Origin of the sequence: Listeria sp. ILCC792, assembly GCF_900186135.1 — a bacterium.
Classification (GTDB): Bacteria; Bacillota; Bacilli; order Lactobacillales; family Listeriaceae; genus Listeria; species Listeria goaensis.
Genome location: NZ_FYBO01000001.1, coordinates 257,211 through 279,610 on the forward strand (window position 1 = coordinate 257,211; position 22,400 = coordinate 279,610).

17 protein-coding genes are annotated in these 22,400 nt (G+C 42.9%); 15 read left to right on the plus strand and 2 right to left on the minus strand.

Annotated features, from left to right (window positions below; all coding sequences use genetic code 11):
• Positions 1-2: 2 nt before the first annotated feature.
• The 6 genes from pheT (at position 3) to CFS60_RS01315 (ending at position 10,981) form a co-directional block, all read left to right on the plus strand.
• A complete protein-coding gene (gene pheT / locus CFS60_RS01290) occupies positions 3-2,411 on the plus strand; it encodes a phenylalanine--tRNA ligase subunit beta (protein ID WP_088815201.1) in 2,409 nt (802 codons plus the stop codon).
• Positions 2,412-2,514: 103 nt separating this feature from the next.
• Positions 2,515-3,216: an ABC transporter ATP-binding protein gene (locus CFS60_RS01295; protein ID WP_088808792.1), complete on the plus strand. Its 702-nt coding sequence runs from the start codon at positions 2,515-2,517 to the stop codon at positions 3,214-3,216.
• A 12-nt stretch (positions 3,217-3,228) separates the two neighbouring features.
• On the plus strand, positions 3,229-6,423 hold the full coding sequence (locus CFS60_RS01300; RefSeq protein ID WP_088838727.1) for an FtsX-like permease family protein: 3,195 nt from the start codon (positions 3,229-3,231) through the stop codon (positions 6,421-6,423).
• A gap of 95 nt (positions 6,424-6,518) precedes the next feature.
• Positions 6,519-6,989: a MarR family winged helix-turn-helix transcriptional regulator gene (locus CFS60_RS01305; protein WP_088808794.1), complete on the plus strand. Its 471-nt coding sequence runs from the start codon at positions 6,519-6,521 to the stop codon at positions 6,987-6,989.
• Positions 6,989-10,177, plus strand: a complete 3,189-nt coding sequence (locus tag CFS60_RS01310; protein ID WP_088825319.1) for an MMPL family transporter — start codon at positions 6,989-6,991, stop codon at positions 10,175-10,177. Before CFS60_RS01305 ends, CFS60_RS01310 begins: the two co-directional genes overlap by 1 nt.
• Positions 10,178-10,306: 129 nt before the next feature.
• Positions 10,307-10,981 carry a uracil-DNA glycosylase gene (locus tag CFS60_RS01315; protein ID WP_088838728.1) on the plus strand — a complete coding sequence of 225 codons (675 nt, stop codon included), beginning with the start codon at positions 10,307-10,309 and terminating at the stop codon, positions 10,979-10,981.
• A 35-nt stretch (positions 10,982-11,016) separates the two neighbouring features.
• On the opposite strand, the gene rnhC is transcribed toward CFS60_RS01315, so the two are convergent.
• Positions 11,017-11,934, minus strand: a complete 918-nt coding sequence (gene rnhC, locus CFS60_RS01320; RefSeq protein ID WP_088838791.1) for a ribonuclease HIII — start codon at positions 11,932-11,934, stop codon at positions 11,017-11,019.
• Positions 11,935-12,094: 160 nt separating this feature from the next.
• On the opposite strand from rnhC, the gene zapA reads away from it, so the two are divergent.
• The 7 genes from zapA to CFS60_RS01355 all read left to right on the plus strand — a co-directional run bounded on the left by zapA (position 12,095) and on the right by CFS60_RS01355 (position 20,763).
• Positions 12,095-12,388 (plus strand): cell division protein ZapA, encoded by a 294-nt coding sequence (gene zapA / locus CFS60_RS01325; RefSeq protein ID WP_179946365.1) that lies wholly within the window; start codon positions 12,095-12,097, stop codon positions 12,386-12,388.
• Entirely contained in the window at positions 12,385-12,927 is a 543-nt protein-coding gene (locus CFS60_RS01330) for a CvpA family protein (RefSeq protein ID WP_088808797.1), read from the plus strand. Before zapA ends, CFS60_RS01330 begins: the two co-directional genes overlap by 4 nt.
• A gap of 248 nt (positions 12,928-13,175) precedes the next feature.
• The gene (gene polX / locus CFS60_RS01335; RefSeq protein ID WP_179946592.1) at positions 13,176-14,888 is read left to right on the plus strand and encodes a DNA polymerase/3'-5' exonuclease PolX; all 1,713 of its coding nucleotides are present in this window, start codon (positions 13,176-13,178) and stop codon (positions 14,886-14,888) included.
• A 14-nt stretch (positions 14,889-14,902) separates the two neighbouring features.
• A complete protein-coding gene (locus tag CFS60_RS01340) occupies positions 14,903-17,257 on the plus strand; it encodes an endonuclease MutS2 (protein ID WP_088838729.1) in 2,355 nt (784 codons plus the stop codon).
• A gap of 76 nt (positions 17,258-17,333) precedes the next feature.
• Complete coding sequence (trxA, locus tag CFS60_RS01345; RefSeq protein WP_088808799.1) at positions 17,334-17,651, plus strand: thioredoxin; 318 nt, start codon at positions 17,334-17,336, stop codon at positions 17,649-17,651.
• Positions 17,652-17,728: 77 nt separating this feature from the next.
• Complete coding sequence (uvrC, locus tag CFS60_RS01350) at positions 17,729-19,537, plus strand: excinuclease ABC subunit UvrC (protein WP_088808800.1); 1,809 nt, start codon at positions 17,729-17,731, stop codon at positions 19,535-19,537.
• An 11-nt stretch (positions 19,538-19,548) separates the two neighbouring features.
• Complete coding sequence (locus CFS60_RS01355) at positions 19,549-20,763, plus strand: aspartate kinase (protein ID WP_088838730.1); 1,215 nt, start codon at positions 19,549-19,551, stop codon at positions 20,761-20,763.
• Positions 20,764-20,887: 124 nt separating this feature from the next.
• Here the strand turns inward: CFS60_RS01355 and lexA are convergent, their stop codons facing one another.
• Positions 20,888-21,502, minus strand: coding sequence for a transcriptional repressor LexA (gene lexA / locus CFS60_RS01360; RefSeq protein WP_088808802.1), 615 nt, complete (start codon positions 21,500-21,502; stop codon positions 20,888-20,890).
• 156 nt (positions 21,503-21,658) lie between these two features.
• On the opposite strand from lexA, the gene yneA reads away from it, so the two are divergent.
• Positions 21,659-21,988 carry a cell division suppressor protein YneA gene (gene yneA / locus CFS60_RS01365; protein ID WP_088808803.1) on the plus strand — a complete coding sequence of 110 codons (330 nt, stop codon included), beginning with the start codon at positions 21,659-21,661 and terminating at the stop codon, positions 21,986-21,988.
• A gap of 131 nt (positions 21,989-22,119) precedes the next feature.
• Complete coding sequence (locus CFS60_RS01370) at positions 22,120-22,347, plus strand: DUF896 domain-containing protein (RefSeq protein WP_088808804.1); 228 nt, start codon at positions 22,120-22,122, stop codon at positions 22,345-22,347.
• Positions 22,348-22,400: the final 53 nt, after the last annotated feature.

The following is a 22,400-nucleotide window of genomic DNA, read 5'->3' on the forward strand; positions in this document are numbered from 1 at the left end:
AAATGCTAGTTTCTTATAATTGGGTGAAGGAATTTTTCCCGAATTTAACTTTAAATGCGGCTGATTTGGCGGAGGCGATTACACGTACCGGCATTGAAATTGAAGGCGTTGACTATTTAGATGCGGATCTAAAAAATATTGTTGTTGGGGAAGTTAAAACGTGTGAGAAGCATCCGAGTGCGGATAAGCTAAATAAAACGACTGTTTTAGTGGACGGCGGCGAAACGGTGCAAATCATTTGCGGGGCGCCGAATGTGGCAGCTGGTCAGAAAGTTGTTGTGGCACGTGTTGGGGCGCGCTTACCAGGCGGGCTGAAAATTAAACGCGCGAAGCTTCGCGGTGAAGTTTCGGAAGGTATGATTTGTTCGCTGCAAGAATTGGGCTTTGAGAATAGTGTTGTCCCTAAAGCTTATCAAGACGGCATTTTTGTTTTGCCTGATGATGTGGTTGTTGGGGCTAACGCGGTGGAACTTCTCGGCCTAAATGACGCGATTCTTGATATGGCGATTACGCCAAATCGGGCCGACGCTTTAAGCATGACAGGGGTAGCGCATGAAATCGGTGCGATTGTGCACGAGAAACCGGCGCTTCCGGAACAACCTGATGTGTCTGAAACGGGTTCGATTGAAGGACGCATTTCAGTTGCGATTCAAGATGCGCAAACGACGCCTTATTATGCAGTGCGAATGGTGGAAGATATCGAAATTAAAGATTCGCCACTTTGGCTTCAAGTAATGCTTATGAAAGCCGGGATTCGCCCACATAGCAACGTTGTCGATGTTACAAACTATATTAATTTGCTTTACGGGCAACCGTTACATGCTTTTGATTATGAGAAAATCGGGAGTAGTGAAATTGTCGTGCGTCTAGCGACTCCGGGCGAGGAAATCACGACGCTTGATGGGCAAAAAAGAACTCTAAATGATGGGCATACGGTCATTACGAATGGAAAAGAGCCAATTGCAATTGCCGGCATTATGGGCGGTGAGAGTTCAGAAGTGTCCAGTGTGACAAAGACCGTTTTACTAGAAGGTGCGATTTTTGCAAGTGAGTATATTGGTCAAGCGTCACGCGAACTAGGCATTCGTACGGAAGCGAGTATTCGTTACGACAAGGGGAGCGACGCGTTCAAGGTGGAACAGGCTCTTGCGCATGGCGCCGCATTAATTGCGCTTCTTAGCGGTGGGAAGATGCTTGCTGGTTCTGTCGAGGAAGACAACCGGGATGCGTACAAAAATGTTGTGACAACCACACTGACACGTGTGAATCGCTTGCTAGGTACGGCCATTTCAAGCGAGGAAGTCGAAGTTATTTTTGATCGTCTAGGATTTGAAGCGACGATTTTAGCTGATCAAATTGAAGTGCGCGTGCCGTCACGCCGCTGGGATATTACCATTGAGGCGGATATTTTGGAAGAAATCGCACGAATTTACGGCTATGATAAAATTCCTGTGACGCTACCAGAAACGGCGACGGCAGGTGGCTTAACGCCAGCTCAAACGCTGAAGCGCGAACTGCATGACGCACTCCAGGGGGCCGGCTTAAATCAAGCGCTCACCTATTCTTTAACTTCAGAGAAAGAGGCTACAAGGCTCGCTTTATCTAAAGAAAGGGTTGTGAGTCTTGCGATGCCGATGAGTGAGGAGCGGAGTAAGCTTAGAACGAGCATTATTCCAGGGCTTCTGCACGCGGCTAGCTATAATGTAGCCCGCAAAAATACAGATGTGGCATTTTATGAAGTGGGAAGTGTGTTTTATGGCACGGAAGGCGACGCGCTACCGGTCGAGGAAGAGCACCTCGCTGGCCTTATGACGGGGAACCGTGTGCTTCCTGACTGGCAAAAAGAAACAAAAACAGTCGATTTCTTTGTGCTAAAAGGCATACTGGAAATGTTGCACGAGCGTTTAGGTCTACAAGCGCCATTTCGTTTTGAGAAGTTGGTCAAAGAAGATATGCACCCAGGGCGCACAGCGCAAGTATTTTTAGGCGATGCGTCCATCGGCTTTATCGGCCAAGTTCATCCGGCGCTTCAAAAAGAATATGATCTAAAAGAAACATACGTATTTGAGTTAAACCTACAAGCAATTGTTGCCGCGGAGAAGAAGACGGTTGTTTACCAAACGATTCCGCGCTACCCTGAAATGACGCGCGATGTGGCGCTACTTGTTTCAAAAGACACGACACAAAGTGCCATTTTAGATGTGATTCAGGAAAATGGTGGTAAATTGCTTCACGCCGTGCAATTATTCGATATTTTCGAAGGCGAAAGTATTGGCGAAGGCAAAAAATCAATGGCGTATACGCTAACTTATTTGGATCCAGAACGAACACTTGTCGAGGAGGAAGTTACGGCAGTCAATCAAAAAGTGATGGCGGCTCTGACAGAAAAACTAGGCGCGGTTATTCGTTAAACATGAAAAGTTGCAGGAAGTTTTCCTGCAACTTTTTTGTATGAAATTTCACATTGTTCGGCTATAATAGAACAAGGAACTTCAAAAGAAATGAGGATAGAATATGGCATTTGTGGAGCTAAAAGATGTGTATAAGCGTTATGAAATGGGGGAAACGACGGTTGTCGCGAACGATGGCATTAATTTTCAAATTCAAAAAGGTGAATTTGTCATTATTGTTGGACCATCAGGCGCGGGGAAATCGACGGTTTTAAATATACTAGGCGGTATGGATTCGGCAGACGAGGGGGCCATCATTGTGGACGGGACGGACATTGGCGCATACTCGGCGAAGAAATTGACGGGTTACCGAAGAACGGACGTCGGTTTTGTTTTCCAGTTTTACAATTTGGTGCCAAACTTAACGGCAAAGGAAAATGTGGAGCTTGCGGCGCAAATTGTACCCGATGCTTTAGACGCAGAAAAGGTTTTAAATGATGTTGGCTTGGCGCATCGTTTGGACAATTTTCCAGCACAGCTTTCTGGTGGTGAGCAGCAGCGTGTGGCGATTGCGCGTGCGCTTGCGAAGGCGCCAAAACTACTTTTATGCGATGAGCCGACGGGGGCACTCGATTATGAAACAGGAAAATCGGTGTTAAAACTTTTACAAGATACATGTCGTGAAACGAAAACGACGGTCATTGTCATTACGCATAACTCTGCGATAACGCCAATTGCTGACCGCGTTATTGAAATTAATAATGCGAAGGTGCGGGATATTCGAGAAAACAAAAATCCAGTATCGATTGACAGCATAGAGTGGTAGAGGAGGATTTTTGTGAATAAAAAAGCTTTATGGAAAGATATTTGGCGCGAAGTTTGGCAGACGAAAAGTCGCTTCTTCTCGATTTTAGCTTTAATTATGCTCGGCGTTGCTTTTTTCGCAGGTTTAAAAGCGACGGGTCCCAATATGTTATTAACGGCGAATCAATATTATACGGATTACGGTTTGACTGATAACGTCGTGCAATCGACTTATGGATTAGACGAAACGGACGAAGCGGCACTAAAAAAAACGCCGGGTGTGAAACGCGTTGAAATGCAATATACGGCTGACTTGCTCTTAAAGCAAAATAAAGCGGTCATGCGCTTATATTCTTACACGGAAACGCAAAAAGTAAACCAATATCAAGTTGAATCTGGTCGCCTCCCCGAAAAGTCAGGAGAAGTCGCACTTGACGCCACGGAGGCGATGAAAAAAGACTTTAAAATCGGAGACAAGGTCACTTTTGTTAAAAATAATGGCGCCAAGCCGAGCGATACGCTGAAGCGTGATACATACACTGTGGTCGGTTTTGTGAACAGTCCGATGTTCATTGAAACGAGCGGTCGCGGGACGAGTTCCATTGGAAAAGGAAAAACAGATGCGATTGTTGTTGTGCCAAAGCAAGATTTCGATATGTCGGTCTATACGCAAGCCAATTTGACATTTACGAATACGGCAGGCGAAGCGGCTTTTTCAGATGCTTACAATGAGGCGGCGGACGCAAATGAAAAGCAAATTGAAAAAGTCCTCGACACGCAAGCGGATAAACGGTTCACCAAAATCCAAAATGACGCAAAAGCTAAAATTGCTGACGGCGAACAGAAATGGCAAGATGGCCGTGCTGAACTGGCGGAAAACCAAGCCAAATTAGATGCGGCGAAGCAGGAACTGGATAGTGGCTTTGCGAAATATAAGACTTCGAAGGCAGAATTTGATGCGCAGATGCAAACGAGCGAGGCCGAACTCGCGAAAGGGCGCGAAAAATTGCGTGTCGCACTGCAAAACATGACGGACGCGAAGGCGAAAATTGCAACGGGTGATCAGGAAATCAAACAGGCGAAAGAGCAATTGGCAGCCGGAAGAGCCGATTTAGACGCGGCACAAGCCGAACTTGATGCGAAACGTGCGGCGCTTGTTCAAATGGAAGGGGCGGCAAATGAAGCGGCGAAGGCACAGCTTGAAGCGGCAAATCAAAAACTGGCGGCGGAGCGTGCAAAATTAGATGCGGCAGAAAAAACGCTTGCGACGAAGCAGGCTGAACTAGATGCGGCGAAAGCAAAACTGGTGGCTGGTGAAAAGGAATATGCAGCAGGTGTCGCTGAATTAAACGCGGGCGAGGAAAAACTTCGTTCTGGCCGTTCAAAGGGTGAACGTGAACTAAATGCGGCGCTTGCCAAATTGAATGCTGGTCAAGCTGAATATGAGGCAAACTTGGCGACGTTTAATACGGAAAAGAAAAAAGCGGAAGCTGAACTGGCTGATGCGGAACAAGACTTGCAAATTGCGAAGGAAAAATTGGCGGATATGGAAAAACCGAAATATTACGTGCTAGACCGTTCGAGTTACCCGGGATACAATGAGTATAACGAAAATACGGAGCGCCTCACGTCACTTTCGACGGCCTTTCCAGCTTTCTTCTTCTTAATTGCAGCACTTGTTTGTTTGACGACCATGACGCGCATGGTGGAAGAACAGCGAACGTTTATCGGTACTTACAAAGCGCTCGGCTACAACAACACGGATATTATGAAGAAGTTTTTAGTTTACGGATCGCTTGCTAGTTTGGTGGGAACTGTTCTTGGGCTCCTCGTTGGTTTTCAACTGTTCCCAAATGTCATTTTCAATGCATACGGGACGATGTATAAAATGCCACCAATTGAAATCGCCTTTTATCCAAGCTACAGCATTATTGGGCTTATTGTGGCGCTCGTCTGTACGACTGTAACGGCGTTTGTCGCTTGCTACGCAGAACTAAAAGCAAGTGCGGCAACACTAATGCGACCGAAAGCACCTAAAAAAGGGAAGCGCATTTTACTTGAGCGAGTCACACCGATATGGAAGCGAATGCGTTTTTCTGACAAAGTAACCGCACGCAATATTTTCCGCTATAAACAGCGTATGCTAATGACGGTTATTGGGGTTGCGGGGTGTACAGCGCTGATTCTAACTGGTTTTGGTTTGCGCGATTCGATTAGCGATATTGCAACGCTCCAATATGGTAATATTATGAAATATGATGCACTTGTTTCGCGCGATACTACTGCAACGAAAACGCAAAATACAGAATATGAGAAATTAATGCAAGATATTAATATTACCGCACGCAAATCGGCTTCGCTAAATGCAATGGACGCGATTCAAACAGGGAAAAATCAAAGCGTTAACGTGACCGCATTTGAGTCGACAGCTGACTTAAACGACTTTATTGTATTACGTGACCGGAAAACTCACGCCGCTGTGCCACTTTCAAATAATGGCGTCGTCATCACCGAGAAACTCGCCGATTTATTTGATTTACAAGCAGGTGATGCGCTAACCGTGCGGGATGCGAATAACGAAGAGCACCAGCTAAAAGTGACGGGAATTGCCGAAAACTACGCCGGGCACTACGCTTATATGACGAAATCCTACTACACGAAAATCTTTCATGAGGCACCAAAATATAACACTGATTTACTAAATCTCAAAGATACCTCACAAAAAACCGAGAATCGTTTTGCAGAAAAACTCATTGATGACGGGGCTGCTCTTCAAGTCACCTATTCAAACACGATTAGTTCGCTGTTGACAGATACACTGGATAGCTTAAATGTCGTGATGATTGTATTAATTGTTTCGGCGGCTATTTTAGCCTTTATTGTGCTTTACAATTTGACGAATATAAATGTTTCCGAACGAATCCGTGAATTATCAACGATTAAAGTGCTAGGCTTCTATCCAAAAGAAGTGACGCTGTACGTGTACCGTGAGAATATTATTTTAAGTATGATGGGAATTTTAGGCGGATTTGTGTTAGGATTTTTCCTGCACCAGTATGTGATTACAACGGCGGAAATTGATAACATGATGTTTAGTCCAATGATTAGATGGCCAAGCTATTTATACTCAGCCATCTTGACCCTTGTTTTTTCCACGATTGTGATGCTCGTCATGCATGTTAAACTTAAACGGATTGATATGATTGAAGCGCTGAAATCAGTGGAATAAAGAGTAGCTACGTCTAAAAAGACGTGGCTATTCTTTTTGTTTTACTTTTTCAAGTGAGTAGCGTATATTAAATTTAGTTCAGGGGGTGAATCATTATGAATGAAAAGCAAATTAATCGTTTTGTAAACAGCTACATGCGCACATATATTTTTGCTTTTAAAGAAGTGAATCAAGCCATTGAAAATGTTCAATTTGAGCAGAAAAAGATTTCGGTCGAACAGTTTTTTTTGTTACGCGAGCTAACGCAAAATGGGAGCATGAGTGCAACAGAGCTCTCGAATTCATTGAACGTAAACAAAAGTGCGATTTCTGCTAAAATTCACAATTTGGAAGAAAAAGGCTTACTAGTGCGTACTGAAAATCCTACCGATAGACGTGCAATTATGCTTCATATTTCAGAAAGTGGGAATAGTATTTTTAAACTGTGCGAAATGGAAATGAAAAATCTTGTTCATAAATGGTTGCAACAACTTGGCGATGAAGATGCGGATTTGTTTATGAATTTATATGATAAAGTCATGGATTCGGTTGTGGAGACGCACGCAAGAGGAGGAAATAAAGTATGATGAATTGGGTCATGAAACTAAGGTGGGGAATCTTGGTAGCATGGATTGCAGCAGCGGCAGTCCTGATGTTAGTCGCACCAAGCATGCCTGATCTTGTTCGCGAAAAAGGGGAATTAAAGTTGCCGGACGGCTATCCATCAACTATGGCAACAGACCTCCAGAAAAAACATAATCCAGATAGTAAAGGTGAAGCTTACATTGCGGTTTATACGTCTGACACAAAACTTACGAACAAAGACTTTGACAATATTGAAAAATCACTGGATTCGATTAAAAAGGATAAAGAACAACTACACGTCACGGAAGTACTCGATAGCTTTGACACGCCTGAATTGAAGGATCAGTTTTTATCGAAGGATGGCAAGACGCTTGTCGCGAGTTTGACGGTTGACGCAGGCGACACACCGGTAAAAGAAATTCGTGCTGATTTAGACAAAAAAATGAATGTTCAAGGTGTTGACACGTATTTAACGGGTAACGCGCTCATTCAAGAGGACGTTGTGCAAGGCTCAGAGGACGGTTTACATAAAACAGAAGGTATTACGGTAGCGTTCATTCTCGTTGTGCTATTTCTTGTGTTCCGTTCGGTCATCGCACCGTTTATCCCACTTGTCACGGTTGGGATTAGTTATTTAGCGGCGCAAAGTATTGTCGCGTTTCTTGTGCAATATTTAAACTTCCCGGTTTCCACCTACACACAAATTTTCATGGTTTGTATCATGTTTGGCATCGGGACCGACTATTGTATTTTACTGATGAGTCGGTTTAAAGAGGAGGTTGGCAGTGGGCTTTCTGTGCGCGAAGCTGTGATAGAAACTTATCGTACAGCTGGGCGAACAGTCATTTATAGTGCAATCGCAGTCCTTGTCGCATTTCTTTCGCTTTATTTTGTACAATTCGACTTATACCGCTCGGCAGTTGCAGTCGGTGTAGGCATCGTGGTGCTCATGCTTTCGATTTACACGCTCGTACCATTTTTCATGGCAACACTCGGTCGGCATCTTTTCTGGCCGCTCAGTAAAAATATTGCGCATAAAGAAAATAAATTGTGGGGCGCTGCTGGAACACTCGCTTTCCTACGTCCGTTTGTTGCGCTCCTCATCGTTGGGCTCATTACGATACCGCCAATTATTTTGCATACTGGTGAAGAAAGCTTTAACTCACTCGATGAAATTAGTGATAAATATCCATCGAAAAAAGGTTTTGAAATCGTATCAGATAGCTTCGGGGCAGGTCAAGTAGCGCCAACACAAGTTTATCTTGAAAATGACGACAACATGAAAACGAGCGAATATATCGCACTGATTGAAAACATCTCGGCAGACCTTGCAAATTTAAAAGGAGTCGACATGGTGATGAGCGCCTCACGGCCAGCTGGAAAACGGCTTGATGATTTATATGTAAAAAATCAGGCTGACGCACTAAATCAAGGTGTCGGTAAAGCGAACAGTGGCGTTGGTGAAATTAAAAACGGACTTGATGAGGCGAACTCCGAAATAAGTAAATCGGGGCCGGCATTAAATTCAGCCATTTCAGGCGTTGATGCGCTTCAGTCGGGGACAAGCGAAACAAAGTCGGGCGTTTCACAGCTTGAAGCGGCTCTAAAACAAATTCAAACAGGGATTGAAAGCGGCGCAAGTGGAGCTGGTGAACTAGAAGAGGGCGTTAAAACGGCTCGTGCAGAGCTCACCAAACTGCAAAATGGGCAAACGCAGCTTTTAGACGGCTACAAGGAAGTTCAGGCGAATTTGCAGAAAATCTCCAATCAGCTTTCTAGCATGCAAAATGCGGACGGATCTGCGATTGATACTTCTGCGCTTACCAATCAAATTAAAAAAGTAGGGGCTTCACTTCAAACGTTTGCAGCGGCGCATCCGCAGGCGGCTCAAAATCCGGAGTTTAATCAACTAGTTCAAGATGTAAAGGGACTAGAAACGGCTGGAACACAGTTTAAATCGGAAATTGGCAAGCAGATGGCGCAAATTAAAACGCAAATGGAACAATTGAATGCGGGTATTGCTGCACTATCAGATGCGATGCAGCAACTGAATGCGCAGTCGGAGCAAATTTCAAGCGGGCTTAGCCAGTTTAATACTGGTTTAGCGGCGATTGAAACGGGCTTGTCCAGCCTCGAATCTGGTTTGAATCAAGCGGCAGCAGGGCAAAAACAAGTTGTGAGTCAGATGCCGCAAATCGAATCAGCGCTCACCCAAATTGAACAGGGCCAAGGAAGCTTGAAAGACGGTTTTTCCCAAATGAGTGGCCAAATTGGTCAACTTTCGACAGGACTACAAGCAAGCGTTGACGGGCTGGGACAAGTTCAAGACGGGCTCACGAGTGCGAGCGGTTTAGTCGGAGAGTGGGCGAAGGCGCCGTACTCCGAGTCTGGTGTGTTTGTGCCAGATGCGCTTCTTCAGGATGAAACGTATAATAAGGCGCTCAGCCAATATATTTCAAGCGACGGGAAGCTTGCGACGATTAATGTCGTGTTAACGAAAAACCCGTATTCCAATGCGGCGATGAATTCCATCGATGACATTAACGCGCAATTAGATGCAAGCTTAAAAGGCACAAAACTGGAAAACGCGAATGTTGGTATCGGTGGTATGACAAGTACAAACTACGATACGCGTGATATGTCCACATCGGATTATCACTTAGTCGTCATCTTAGTTCTCGTCAGTGTCTTTGTGACATTAGTCATCTTACTTCGTTCGCTTGTGATGCCACTCTACCTTGTTGGCTCTATTGTGCTAACATATTATGCGGCGCTTGGCTTTGCGGAAATTATTTTCACAAGGATTTTGGATTACAGCGGGCTAACGTGGGCGACGCCGTTCTTCGGGTTTGTTGTACTCGTTGCACTCGGAATCGATTATTCCATCTTCCTCATGAGCCGTTTTAACGAATATACAGGCATGGCAATTAAGGATCGAATGATTTTGACGATGAAAAATATGGGCGGCGTTATTTTCTCTGCGGTTCTCATTCTAGGCGGAACTTTTGCGGCGATGATGCCAGCTGGCGTGCTTTCGCTTCTTGAAATTGCGACAGTCGTCTTAATCGGCCTTATCCTATACGCCTTTGTCGTCTTACCACTATTTGTTCCAGTCATGGTCAAACTATTTGGCAGAAGCAATTGGTGGCCGTTCGTTCCAACAAAAGGTGAACGACACGAAGAACGTTAAGCAACAGCAAAAATCAAGCGAAGCCGTGTTAAAATGGCATTTTCGCTTGATTTTTGCTTTTTAATTTGGCATCAGTTCCATATTTTCGCTATAATAAAATTATGAAACAGACAGATGGAGGCACAAAATATGATTCAACTTGGAAATGATTGGGACGAACTTTTAGCAGCAGAATTTGAAAAAGACTATTACTTGAAACTTCGTGAATTTTTAAAATATGAGTATGGTTCGCGGCAAATCTATCCGGATATGTATTCGATTTTTAATGCGCTGAAATATACATCGTATGCTGATACCAAAGTCGTTATTTTAGGACAAGACCCGTATCACGGAGCAAATCAAGCGCATGGACTTTCGTTTTCCGTGCAAAAAGGAATTCCGGCTCCGCCGTCTTTGCAAAATATTTATTTAGAGTTGCAACAGGATTTAGGTTGCGCGCTTCCGAATAATGGCTATTTAAAACCGTGGACAGACCAAGGCGTATTACTACTAAATACCGTGTTAACTGTTCAGGCAGGGCGCGCGAATTCGCATCATAATCGTGGTTGGGAAGGGCTGACGGATAAAATCATTGCGCTTTTAAACGAAAAAGAAGAGCCCGTCGTGTTTATGTTGTGGGGCAAAAATGCCAAACAAAAACAAGCCGTGCTCACGAATCCCAATCACCTCACGTTAACCAGTTCCCACCCAAGCCCGTATTCCGCAAACTACGGATTCTTTGGGTCTAAACCGTTTTCCAAGACGAACATGTACCTCACCCAAAATGGTGTAACGCCAATAAACTGGCAAATTCCGAACTTATAAAAAATCCCCGAACAAAAAACTGTTCGGGGATTCGCTTATAATCGTGCCAAACGCTTTGCTTTTTCCGTGTTGGCAAAATGTTTTTTCGTATATTTTTCCAAAGTAGCTTCTCCGTAGGTTTTGATAATTTGAGCGGCAACTTGGTCGACTTTTGCGCCAGCGCCTTTTGTGAGCGGCATGTGAAGTTCTTGCTCCATTTCTGAAAAGGCTTCAACAAACTTATAGCGCGCAATGATGGAAGCGGCCGCAACCGATAAATGAAGTCCTTCTGCCTTGGTGGCAAAATAAACATGTTCGCGAACAACATCACTTTCTTTAGCTAAATAGCGATAATAGGTGTTCTTTTCCGCGAATTGATCGATTAAAATCGCTTCTGGTTGGGCAGGCCACATACGTCGTAAAACATTGCCGAGTGCGCGGTTATGGAGCATTGCTTTCATTTGTCCTTGATTCATTCCCTCATCGACAAGTTCATTGTATTTGGGATTTGGACAAAGCAAAACGCTGTGCGGAATAATCGGCATAATTTTTTCAGCAATGCGGCAAATTTCAGGATCTTTCATCGCTTTGGAATCTTTGACGCCAAGCGAAGTGAGTAGCGGCATTTGTTCTTTCGCGACATAAGCGGCACAAACGGTAATCGGACCGAAAAAGTCACCCGTGCCAACTTCATCAGAACCTAAAACATCTTTTCTGGCAAGGCCTTCTGGCAAGCTATTTGTTGCTACTTTAGGCGCTTGCTTCGGAAGCATTTGCCCCCATTTGGCTGCTTCGACTTCACCGCCGTTCCCTTGAAACATCACTTTCCCAGATTTATAGGCCGTTATCGAAACACTACCTTTTTTGGCAGAAAAAATAGCGCCTGGTGGGAGCTTCGGGTTCAGAAAATTCGCATATGCCTGCTTCATCTCCCCCAATTGATTGGTTGCTACTTGTATTACGGTATTTGCGATAAGTCCTCTTCCTCTCACGATTGGTCAATCGTATTGTATCACAATTTTAAGGACGCCAAAACAGTTTTAAGTCCAGAGGCTGATTATTTAGAAATTAAATGCTATATCTTTTCATAAAAAGCTTTTCGTGATAATATGAATTTACGAGAGCGATTCAAAAATGCGAGGTAAGGAGGGGAACAGAGTGGCAGAAAATGAAAGAAATAGAATTACAACATCCATTTATGGGCGTGATTATACGATTGTAGGCTCTGAACCGACCGAGCATTTACAGCATGTTGCGCATTTAGTAGACACTAAAATGCATGAAATTAGTGCTCAAAATCGTGCATTAGACAGTGGACGTCTTGCTGTCTTGACAGCAGTTAATGCAACACACGATTATGTGTTGTTAGAAGAAAAATATAATGCGCTAAAAAATGAATTAGCGAGATATAAAGGAAGAGACGTATGATTGTAGATATTATCATTATTATTTTACTTATAGGCGGTTTTTTTACCGGCTACCGAAATGGCTTTATTAGACAGCTTGTCGTGACATTAGGTTATTTTTTATCTTTCTTCGTGGCTTATCATTATTTTTCAGATTTAGCACCGCACTTAAGCTTTATCCCGTATCCGGGTGCTGATGCAACAGATTCAGTCTACAAACTGCTTGAAGTGTTGCATACAGAGGAAGCTTACTATAATGCCATTGCATTTATTCTTATCTTTTTAGCAGCAATTATCATCGTTCATATGATAAGCTCACTAATTGGAAATCGTACAAAAATTCCTGTTATTAGCCAAGTCAATGGCTTGATTGGTGGTATTTTAGGCGTCATTGCGATTTATTTATTTATCTTTGTAGTCCTATACTTAACAGCGATTTTCCCAGCTGAATGGGCAGAGAATCTGATTCAAGGCTCAAGTATTTCGGAATGGATACTCGAAAACACACCTATTCTTTCCGAACGCTTTTACGACTGGATGACTGGCGTTTTACCTGAATAACCTCAATACCAGCTTTTTAAGCTGGTTTCAGACTGATGATAAATGGCAATCTTCGGAGTTCTTGCCTCCGTCCCGGTCTTCACGTATACAAATACGCTCCAGTACGGTACTCGGCAATGCATGATTTAGCATCAGTATGATTGTGCGTGGTACGTTTTGTTTGACTTAAGTTTAAAGTTTGTAAAATAAGACCAGCTTAAAAAGCTGGTCTTATTTAAGGAAAAGGTAGTTACAAAGAGGTGAAGGTGATGGTGAAAAGTAAGAAAGATATTATTCGCTTACTTGAAGAAATTGCATTATATATGGAGTTAAAAGGGGAAAATGCCTTTAAAATTTCAGCGTTTCGAAAAGCAGCGCAAAGTATTGAATTAGATGACCGAAGTTTAAGCGAAATGGACGATATTACGAAGCTTTCTGGTATTGGGAAAACAACAGGAAGTATTATTACGCATTTTTTAGCGACCGGGGAATCGCCTGAACTTGATACACTGAAAAAAGAGGTGCCAGCTGGTCTTGTGCCGCTTCTTGATGTGCAAGGACTCGGTGGTAAAAAGATTGCACGTTTATATCAAGAACTGGGCATTACGGATAAAGAATCGCTTTTAGTAGCGGCCGAGGAAGGGAAGATTACGGCGCTAGCTGGTTTTGGGCAAAAATCGGTCGATAAAATGGTGGAAGGTGTAAAGGCGTTAGGCGACCGCCCCGAGCGTTATCCAATTAAAGAAGTGCTGCCTGTTGCGAAACAAGTGGCGCAATTTTTAAATGGCATCGCTGAAATTGAAACGTACCAGGAAGCCGGAAGTTTGCGGCGGTTACGGGAAACCATTAAGGATTTGGATTTTGTCATTGCCACAACAGAAATCGAAAAAGTCCGCGAGAAATTGCTTTCCTTCGAGCTGATTGATGAAGTGATTGGCGCGGGGGATACGAAGGTTTCGGCAGAGCTTGATGCGGGAATTAAAATCTCGATTGATTTTCGCTTGGTGGAACCAAAATTTTTCGCAACGACACTGCACCATTTCACGGGCTCAAAAGAACATAATATTAAAATGCGCCAAATTGCGAAGGCGCGTTCGGAAAAAATTAGTGAATACGGCGTTGAGGATAATTCAGGCGAAAACCTCGTATTTGAATCGGAAACGGCATTTTTCAAGCATTTTGATTTGCCATTTATTCCACCAGAAGTAAGACGTGATGGCACGGAAGTGAGTCGAATTGCAAAGGAAAATTCATTTGTCCAGCTAGCGGATATTCGTGGTGATTTGCATATGCATACGACTTGGTCAGACGGGGCATACTCGATTGCGGAAATGGTTCAGGCATGTATTCAAAAAGGTTATGAATACATGGTGATTACCGACCATGGTAAATTTTTGCGGGTTGCAAATGGCTTAAACGAAGAGCGGCTCAAAAAGCAGATGGAGGAAATCCAAAAGGCGGCATCGCAATATCCGGAAATTGACATTTATCACGGCGTAGAAATGGATATTTTAACGGATGCAACGCTTGATTTTTCTGACGAGATTTTGAGCGAGCTCGATTTTGTCATTGCATCGATTCATTCGGGATTTTCAGGGTCGGAAAAAGAAATCATGCAGCGGCTTTCGGTAGCTGTAGAAAACCCGTATGTTCGTTTGATTGCGCACCCGACTGGACGTGTGATTGGCAGGCGAAATCCGTATTTAGTCAATATGGAAGAATTGGTTAAAATGGCGCAAGGAACTAAAACGGCACTTGAACTTAATGCGAATCCGGAGCGCCTTGATTTAAACGCAGAGCATTTACAGCTTGCGAAAGAAAATCATGTAAAAATTGCAATTAATACAGATGCACATGATACGCGTCATTTGGATTTTATGGAACTTGGCGTGCGTGCGGCTACAAAAGGCTGGCTTTCAAAAGAGGATATCATCAACACGATGTCGAAAGAGGCTTTCAAGCAGTTTTTGCAGAAGAAATAAAGGAATGAAAAAATATGGAGAAAAAAGTCGAGCATGTTTTAGAGTTTGATAAAATAAAAAAATTACTGGAACCCTTCGCCGTTTCTACGCTTGGTGTGGAGGCCATTCGCAGCTTAGAGCCCGAAACCTCGCTTGCTACGGTTCAAAAAATGCAAAGCGAAACAGAGGAAGGCGCCAAAATCATTCGTTTGAAGGGAAGTGCGCCGATTACTGGCTTGAGCGATGTAGCTCAGCACCTGAAGCGTTTAGAAATTGGTGGGGATTTAAACGGCCTTGAAGTCTACCAAGTGGGAAGTAACTTGCGTGTCAGTCGGCTGATGAAAAACTTCATGGACGATTTAGAAGAAATTGGCGTTGAACTGCCGCTGTTATTTGAGCTGGCTAGAGAGATTTTAGTCCTCCGTGATGTAGAAGAAGAAATTAATTTAACGGTTGATGAGGCCGGATATATTTTGGACACGGCGAGCGAAACGCTCCGTTCTGTGCGCTCCTCGCTAACTCGCACGGAAGGTCGTGTGCGCGAAAAATTGGAAAGCTTACTGCGCGATCGAAATGCGGCTACGATGTTAAGCGACGCGATTATTACGATTCGAAATGATCGTTATGTTATTCCCGTGAAGCAGGAATATCGCAGTCATTACGGCGGTGTCATTCACGATCAGTCGGCTTCTGGCCAAACGCTCTTCGTTGAGCCGCAAAGCGTTGTTGATTTAAATAACGAACGCCGAGCTCTTCAAGCAAAGGAAAATCAAGAAATGGAGCGCATTCTCGCTGAAATGTCCGCGAAATTGGCAGAATTCATTCAAGAAATCCATCATAATTCGTACATTTTAGGACGTTTTGACTTTATTTTGGCTAAAGCAAGGTTTGGGAAGTCACTAAAAGCGGTTACGCCACATTTGAATGAAGAAGGCATTACCAAATTGTTTGCGGCTAGACACCCCCTTTTAGACCAAGAGCATGTGGTTTCAAATGATATTCTGCTAGGTGATGGGTATTCTGCGATTGTGATTACAGGGCCGAACACAGGTGGGAAGACGATTACGCTGAAAACGCTTGGACTTTTGACGATTATGACGCAAGCGGGGCTGCAAATTCCGGCACAAGAAGAATCAGTTGTTGCAATCTATGATGATGTTTTTGCAGATATTGGTGATGAACAGTCGATAGAGCAAAGTTTGAGTACATTTTCTTCGCATATGACAAACATTGTTTCGATTTTGCAGAAAATGAATCATCGTTCGCTCGTCCTTTTTGATGAGCTTGGCGCGGGAACGGACCCGCAAGAAGGGGCGGCGCTTGCAATTGCTATTTTAGATGAGGTCGCGAAACGCGGGGCGAGTGTCGTGGCGACAACGCATTATCCAGAATTAAAAGCCTACGGGTACAATCGTGCTTTTGCGACAAATGCATCGGTTGAATTTAATGTGGAAACGCTAAGTCCGACATATAAATTGCTAATTGGTATTCCGGGGCGAAGCAATGCGTTTGAAATTTCGCGCCGTTTAGGGCTTAACAATGCTGTTATTGAAGGAGCTAGGGCGCTTGTTGATACGGAAAGTGCCGATTTAAACGAGATGATTTCGAGCTTGGAAGAAAAACGCAATTTGGCCGAAAAAGAATACGAGGAAGCGGCGGAACTTGCAGGGGATGCCGAAAAACTTTTAAAGGATTTACAAAAGGAAATTCAAACGTATTATGCGCAAAAAGAGAAGTTACTCGAACGCGCGAATGAAAAGGCAAGTGAAGTTGTGGAAGCGGCGGAATTGGAGGCGGAGTCAATCATTCGGGAGTTGCGCGAACTGCAACTTCGCGGGGCATCAGGCGTCAAGGAACATGAGTTGATTGATGCAAAATCGCGTCTAGCGGGCGCAAAACCGAAAACCATTCAAAAAAATGTTGTTCATCCTGTCAAAAAAGTGGCACATAAATATCAGGAAGGTGACGCCGTTCGGGTGCTCTCTTTAGGTCAAAAAGGCGTGCTTTTAGACAAAGTGAGCGAAAAAGAATGGAACGTCCAAATTGGGATTATTAAAATGAAAATAAAAGAAACTGATTTGGAATACATTCAGCCTGAAAAGCCGAAAAAACAACGCGTAATTACAAATGTTCGAAATACGGAACCAGTGCGCGCAGAACTTGATCTCCGCGGCATGCGTTATGAAGACGCACTTTTTGAAGTCGATAAATATATTGATGAAGCGCTACTTGCTGGCTATCCGCGTGTGGCGATTATTCACGGAAAAGGAACTGGCGCGCTTAGAACGGGCGTCACGGAGTTTTTGAAAAACCACCGCATGGTAAAAAGTATTCGTTTTGGCGATGCAGCTGAAGGCGGAAATGGCATCACAATTGCTGAATTGAAGTAGTGAGCAAAAAGATGGCTCTATGCGTCTAGCTGGTGCTATACTAAGTATACAAATTGTGTTAGGAGTTGAAACAAGCATGGCTAATATACTTGAAATTACCGATGCAAATTTTGAACAAGAAACAAAAGAAGGTTTAGTGCTTACAGATTTCTGGGCAACGTGGTGTGGTCCTTGCCGCATGGTTGCGCCAGTTTTAGAAGAAATTGCGAATGAACGTGGCGAAAGCTTAAAAATCGTCAAAATGGACGTAGATGAAAATCAAGAAACACCAAGCAAATTTGGCGTTATGAGTATCCCAACTCTGCTTATTAAAAAAGATGGCGAAGTAGTGGATACAATCATTGGCTATCGTCCAAAAGAAGAGCTCGACGAAGTCATTAATAAATATGTATAATGCTACCAAATTATGGTAAAATAAAGACATCGCAAATTTTTGCGATGTCTTTTGTATGATGATAAGGAGTTGATCAAATGGTATCCGCACACTTGCAAAATAAATTAGCACTTCTACCTGATCAGCCAGGTTGTTACTTAATGAAAGATAAGCAAGGCACCATCATTTATGTGGGGAAAGCCAAGATACTTAAAAATCGTGTGCGTTCTTACTTTACTGGCGCCCACGACATTAAAACGCAGCGTTTAGTCCAAGAAATAGAGGATTTTGAATATATTGTAACGAGCTCGGACGTGGAGGCGCTCCTCCTCGAGATTAACTTGATTAAAAAGCATGATCCGCGCTTTAATATTCGTTTAAAAGATGATAAAACCTATCCTTTTATTAAAATTACGAATGAAAGGCACCCGCGTCTGATTATCACAAGACAAGTCAAAAGAGACAAAGGGAAGTACTTCGGACCGTATCCGAATGTATACGCCGCAAATGAAGTGAAAAAAATATTAGACAGGCTGTATCCACTTCGCAAATGCACTACCTTGCCGAACAAAGTCTGTTTATATTACCATCTAGGCCAGTGTTTGGCGCCGTGCGTTTTTGAAGTGGACCAATCCACCTATAAAAAAATGTCGGACGAAATCGTCAGCTTCTTAAACGGCGGGTACAAAGATGTCAAAAAGGAATTGATTGTCAAAATGGATGCGGCCGCAACCGATATGCAGTTCGAAAAGGCAGCCGAATTCCGCGACCAAATTACGGCGATTGAAACGACAATGGAAAAACAAAAAATGACGATGAACGATTTTGTTGACCGTGACGTATTTGGTTACGCCATTGATAAAGGCTGGATGTGCGTCCAAGTTTTCTTCATTCGCCAAGGAAAGCTCATCGAACGCGATGTGTCACAATTCCCGTTTTATACAGAAGCTGAAGAAGATTTCTTGACGTTCATCGGCCAGTTTTATCAAAAAGCAAACCATATTCCGCCTAAAGAAATTTATTTGCCAGATGATATCGACCATGAAGCGGTGCAAGCTCTTTTACCAGATACGAAAATCATCGTACCGAAACGTGGGAATAAAAAAGACCTAGTGAAGCTAGCCTATAAAAACGCCAAAATTGCGCTCAATGAGAAATTTATGTTACTTGAGCGGAATGAAGAGCGAACAGTCGGTGCTGTTGAAAAACTGGGGGAACAAATGGGCATTCCAACACCTTCGCGCATTGAAGCTTTCGATAATTCCAACATTTATGGAACTGATCCAGTTTCTGCTATGGTCACCTTTTTGGACGGTAAGCCAAGTAAAAATGATTATCGTAAATATAAAATTAAGACGGTTGAAGGGCCAGATGATTACGCCACAATGCGTGAAGTTGTACGAAGACGCTACTGGCGCGTATTAAAAGAAGGCTTGCCATTACCCGACTTAATTTTAATCGACGGAGGAAAAGGCCAAATTGATAGCGCAAAAGATGTTTTAATCAATGAGTTAGGGCTTGATATTCCCGTTGCAGGACTTGCAAAAGATGATAAGCATCGCACGAGTCAGCTTCTGTTCGGGGATCCACTTGAAATCGTTCCGCTTGGAAGAAATAGCCAAGAATTTTACTTGTTGCAACGCATTCAAGATGAAGTCCACCGCTTTGCCATCACTTTTCATCGGCAACTGCGCAGTAAATCTGGCTTCCAGTCCATTTTAGATGGCATTCCTGGTGTCGGACCGGGACGTAAGAAGAAAATTTTAAGCCATTTTGGCTCCATGAAAAAAATTAAAGCGGCATCGGTTGAAGAACTTGCTGAAAGCGGTATTCCAAAACAAGTCGCAGAAGCCGTCTATCAAAAAGTCCGCGAAGTGAATGCAAAATTAGCTGAAAAAGAAGAATAGAGGGGAACGAAATGGGTCTAGTCGTTTTAAAATTTGGTGGAACTTCGGTAAGTTCCGTTGCTAAAATTCAAAAAACAGCAGAACAGGCAATCCGTGAATCTGAAAAAGGGCATCAAGTTATTGTCGTCGTATCTGCTATGGGAAAATCTACAGATAAGCTGGTGCAAATGGCAGAAGAAATCTCCAAAACGCCTAGCAAACGCGAAATGGATATGTTGCTTTCAACAGGCGAACAAGTGACGATTGCACTTCTTTCCATCGCGCTTCAAGAAATGGGGCAGGAGGCTGTTTCCTTTACAGGCTGGCAAGCGGGTATTGAAACCGAAGAAGTGTATAGTAACGCCCGAATTTTAGACATCGAAAGAGAAAAAATTACAGCGGCACTTCAGGCGGGCAAAATTGTCATTGTTGCGGGCTTCCAAGGCGTGACGCAAAGCGGAGAAATTACAACGCTTGGTCGCGGCGGCTCCGATACAACAGCGGTTGCCCTTGCAGCCGAATTTGCAGCCGAAAAATGTGCGATATGTACAGATGTGGACGGCGTATATACAACTGATCCGAGGTTTATTAAAAAAGCAAAAAAACTGGCGCAATTAACGTATGATGAAATGTTGGAGCTTGCGAATTTAGGGGCCGGCGTTTTACATCCGCGTTCTGTGGAATATGCGAAGAATTTTAAAATCCCGCTTGAAGTGCGTTTAAGCCATGGGGTGGAAAATGGGACGATGATTGAGGAGGAGATTTATGTGGAGAGTGCAAAAGTAGTTCGCGGCATCGCGTTTGAGGACCAAATTACGCGCGTGACGATTCATTGGAGCGAAAAAGAAAATATGCGTGTCTCAAAAGTGTTTTCGGAACTTGCGAAAAATAATATTGACGTGGACATTATTATTCAAGGCATTACGGGACTTGGCCATGGCAATCTTTCCTTCACAATTAAATCGGCGGCGCTCTTAAACACGCTTGCTGTTCTTGAAAATAAAAAAGCAGAAATTCAATATGAAAAACTTGAATCTGAACAACATTTAGCCAAAGTTTCCATTGTTGGTTCTGGTATGGTATCGAACCCTGGTGTGGCGGCGCGGATGTTTGAGGCGCTCACTGAAAATGACGTAGCAATCAAAATGATTAGCACGTCAGAGATTAAAGTTTCTACCGTCGTGCCAGATCGAAAAATGATTGAAGCAGCCCAAGTTTTGCATGATACCTTTGAATTAGAAGACTAGAAAGTGACTTTTTGTCGCACACCTTCAATCTATGGATTGAAGGTGTGTTTATTTTTGCTATAAAACGGTAGACTTTCCCAATTTAAAAACCCGCCTGAATGAGGCGGGTTAAAAGGTGTGTCTATTAACGAATATCACGGAATAAACCAATGACTTTCCCTAAAATCGATACTTGGTTTAAAATAATGGGTTCCATAGTGTCATTTTCGGGTTGTAAGCGGAAATGATTCGCTTCTTTAAAGAAACGTTTACAAGTTGCTTCGTCTTCGTCTGTCATTGCAACTACAATTTCTCCGTTTGTTGCATTACTTTGTTTTCGAACAATAACTTTGTCTCCGTCTAAGATGCCGGCATTAATCATGCTTTCACCATCAATTTCTAACATAAAAATATCTTTTTCACCGGCAGCCATGCTCTCAGGCAGCGGGAAGTATTCATCAATGTTTTCAATCGCAGTAATGGGCATTCCAGCCGTCACTTTCCCAATTAAGGGGATATTCACAACAGCAGGAGTAGGAACATCATCTTCCATCGACAAGATTTCAATGGCACGAGGTTTTGTCGGGTCACGTCTAATAAGTCCTTTTGTTTCCAAACGAGCAAGATGGCCATGGACAGTTGAACTTGAAGCTAAACCTACAGCTTCGCCAATTTCACGAACAGAGGGCGGATAGCCTTTGTCCTTAACTTCAGATTTTATAAATTCATATATATCTTGTTGTCGCTTTGATAATTTCATGGTTTTCACCCCGTTATTTTAATTAGTTGTTACCAATAGTATAGCAAATGTTTTTTGGATATGCAAACAAAGGTTCGATTTTTTTGTTGACAAAAACGAACGAACGTTCTATAATAATAAAAAAAGCGAACATATATTCCGTTGGAGGGGATTAAGATGACTTTGAAATTATTTTGGGATAAATACTATATTGCGATTATCTTTGTTGTTGCTTCTGTACTTATGGGATTAACATTACTATTTTATGCGAGTGCAACAAATGAAAATAAATATTCAACGATTGACGTAGCATCTGGAGATTCATTATGGGTTCTTGCGAATGAACATGCCGAAAAAGCGAACATGGATAAAATGACTTTTATTAAGTGGGTTGAAAAAGAAAATCATTTAAATAACAGCACATTAAAAGCGGGAGATGAAATTGTTATTCCGATTAAGAAAAATGAGATGAACCGCGACTCAACAATTCAATTAGCAAATGAGTAATTTTGTACAGTAATACGTTTTAAATAAAGGGTACGAACTAAAAATATATTCAGCAGCAATCGGTCGCAACGAACTGGTTTTACATTTTATGCTATAATAAAAGAAACACATTGATGAATAGGATGAAATTTATGTTGGAAAAAGCTAAAATTAATCGAATTAATGAACTTTCTCGTAAGAAAAAATCAGAAGGCTTAACAGCTGATGAAAAAATAGAGCAAGAAGAATTGCGGAAAGAATATTTAAAATCATTTCGGACACATATGAAAGGAACCATTGAGAATACAACAATCTTAGATCCGAATGGAAAGGATATCACCCCTTCAAAGGTGAAACAAATGCGCAAAAAAAGAAAATAAATAGCTGAAATGAGCATAAATGAACAAACGAACAAAAAGTTTGATCATTTATG